Annotated in this window: 3 protein-coding genes and 1 pseudogene; all 4 read right to left on the bottom strand. The window is 72.8% G+C overall.

The window, feature by feature from the left end; translation table 11 throughout:
• Nucleotides 1-72: 72 nt before the first annotated feature.
• Nucleotides 73-879 carry an ABC transporter permease gene (locus I5E_RS22625; protein WP_049973467.1) on the bottom strand — a complete coding sequence of 269 codons (807 nt, stop codon included), beginning with the start codon at nt 877-879 and terminating at the stop codon, nt 73-75.
• Between the two features lie 82 nt (nt 880-961).
• Nucleotides 962-1,474 (bottom strand): annotated as a pseudogene (locus tag I5E_RS26940) (FtsX-like permease family protein); the annotation flags it as partial.
• Nucleotides 1,471-2,223, bottom strand: coding sequence for an ABC transporter ATP-binding protein (locus tag I5E_RS07330; RefSeq protein ID WP_022906404.1), 753 nt, complete (start codon nt 2,221-2,223; stop codon nt 1,471-1,473). The gene I5E_RS07330 and the pseudogene I5E_RS26940, both read right to left, overlap by 4 nt.
• 171 nt (nt 2,224-2,394) lie before the next feature.
• Nucleotides 2,395-2,602 (bottom strand): response regulator transcription factor (locus I5E_RS07335; protein ID WP_148286892.1); only part of this gene is annotated, 208 nt, incomplete at its 5' end.

Raw genomic sequence — 2,602 nt, forward strand, 5'->3', positions numbered from 1 at the left:
ACCGCGCCGCCCGTCCCGCACCGCGCCTCCCGTCCCGCACCGCGCCCTCCCGCACCGACGGGCGACCCGGGGTCAGTCCACCGCGAGCGCCTCGGTCGGCGGGACGCGCATCGCGCGTCGCACGGGCGCGATCGTCGCGACCACCGCGAGGACGAGTGCTCCGACCACCACGATCCCGACGGTCAACGGCGGCAGGACCGGCGTCGTCGCGAAGCCGAGCGAACCGAGCAGCGTCTGCCCGCCGACCCAGCCGTAGAACGTGCCGAGCACGAGTCCCGTGACCACAGCCGCGACGACCATCTGAACCGCCTCGGTCACGATCATCCGACGCACCTGCGCCCCGGTGAGCCCGAGCACCCGCAGCAGACCGAGCTCGCGGCGACGCTGGAGCACCCCGAGCGCGAGCGCGTTCACGACGCCCACAGCGGCGATCACCGCCGAGAACCCGACGATGACGCTCACCACCGCGTTGAGCTGCACGAAGAAGTCCCGCTGCCCCTGGACCATCTCGGTCGTCGTCTGCCCCTGTCCGACGGCCTGCAGCTGGGCTTCGAGCACGTGCTGCATGATCCCGAGCGCGACGGCGAAGGTGACGAGCAGGGTGACGCCGATGACGAGCCCGATCGTGGCCCGCGCGGACCGACCCGGTGCGCGCATGGCGTTCCGCCCGGCGAGCAGGACGACGGGGTCGCGCGAACCGATCCGGCCGATCAGCTGCAGCACGGGCGGCATGACGGTCGTCGCCCCGACGGCCACCCCGGCGAACGACACGAAGCCGCCGAGCGCCGCCGGCAGGACCGCGACCGGCGAGAGCCCGCTCGCGAGCAACCCGACGAGCACGAGCAGCCCGCCGGTGGCCATGAGCACGATGGCCCACACCGTGCGGGCGGTCCCGGAGCGGACGTCGTCGTAGACTCGGCTCGACGCTCGACGAGAGCGCCTCGAGCGGGGTGACGGTGAGCACCCGGCGCGACCCAGCCGCGAACGCACCCCACGTGGCGAGGACGACCGCCGCGACCGGGAGTACGAGCTCCCACGGCACCATCGTGTAGGCGGTGTCCGGCAGGAACCCGTCGGCGCGCAGCACGAGGACGAACACCGCGCAGAGGCCCGTGCCGACGACCGCGCCGATCAGCCCGCCGACCACGCCGACGACGAGACCGGTGCGGGTGATCCGCGCACGCAGCGAGGCTCCGGTCGCGCCGACCAGCCGCTGCAGCGCGATGATGCGCGTCTGCCCGGCGATGAGGGTCGCGCACGTGTTCGCGGTGACGATCGCACCGACGTACAGCGCGATGCCGAGGAAGAGCCACCCGACGACCGAGAGGATCGCCTTCACCGGCCCGAGCTCGGCGAGCCCCGAGGCGCCGAGGGCCTCGGTCACGATGCCCGGCGCGATGACGAGCGCCGATCCGAAGGTGGTGCCGAGGGCCGCGACGAGGACGGTCGGCGCGAAGGCACGGAGCCCGTTCACGCTGCGGCCTCCATCCCGAGCATCGTGGTGGAGATCGACGCGGCGTCCATCGCCGGTCGGTCCCCCACCACACGCCCGTCGGCGAGGAACAGGATCCGGTCCGCGTTCGCCGCGGCCACCGGGTCGTGCGTGACCATCACCACGCTCTGCCCCCACTCGGTCACCGCACCGCGCAGGATCTGCAGCACGTCCCTGCCCGTCCGCGAGTCGAGCGCGCCGGTCGGCTCGTCCGCGACGACCACCGCCGGCCGCGAGGCCAGCGCCCGGGCGATCGCCACCCGCTGCTGCTGTCCGCCCGACAGCTGGTGCGGCCGGTGCGTCAGCCGGTTCCCCAGCCCGAGCATCTCGACGAGACGGTCGATCCAGGCCGACTCCTCGCGCGTCGGCTTGTGCCCGCCGAGCAGGAACGGCAGCCGGATGTTCTCCTGCACGTCGAGCGTCGGCACCAGGTTGAACGACTGGAACACGAACCCCAGCCGACGACGACGCAGTTCCGTCAGGTCCTTGTCGCCCAACGCGGTGATGTCGACGCCGTCGATCCGGATGCGACCGGACGAGACCTGGTCGAGCCCGGCGGCGACGTGCATCAGGGTCGACTTGCCGGAGCCCGACGGGCCCATCACCGCGGTGAACTCCCCCGCGCCGATGTCGACGCTCACGTCGTCGAGCGCCGTGACCCGTCGCGCGGCGTCGCCGTAGTGCTTCGAGACGTGGTCGAGACGGATGATCGGTGTGCTGCTCGTGGTCATGACTCCACGATGACGGCCGGGAGGCACGCCCCGCGTCCGTCGCGCGGCTCCTGTGGATCGTCCGCTCGGCTCCACTGCCTGGGGAGGAGTCATCCGCTCGGATGACGGTCCGTCAGACGAACCACCCCGCCCCGCGGGCGGGCGCGGGCCGCCGCGCGAGCGCGCCCGCGGTCAGTCGGCCTTCGCGACCAACCCGTGCTCGTGCGCGAACACGACGAGCCGCACCCGGTCGCGCAGCTCGAGCTTCGTGAGGACCCGCGAGATGTGGGTCTTCACCGTCGCCTCGCTCACGTACTCGTGCTGCGCGATCTCGCTGTTGCTCCGCTCGCTCGTGGGGGTGCCGTTGACACGCTCGAGCACGAGGTCCACCAGACCCGCG

The organism is Curtobacterium sp. B18, from assembly GCF_000333375.1.
Lineage (GTDB): Bacteria > Actinomycetota > Actinomycetes > Actinomycetales > Microbacteriaceae > Curtobacterium.

What these genes read in the sequence shown, in the direction of transcription:
- I5E_RS07330 (WP_022906404.1), bottom strand. Translation starts at nt 2,223, where the DNA reads ATGACCACGAGCAGCACACCGATCATCCGTCTCGACCACGTCTCGAAG.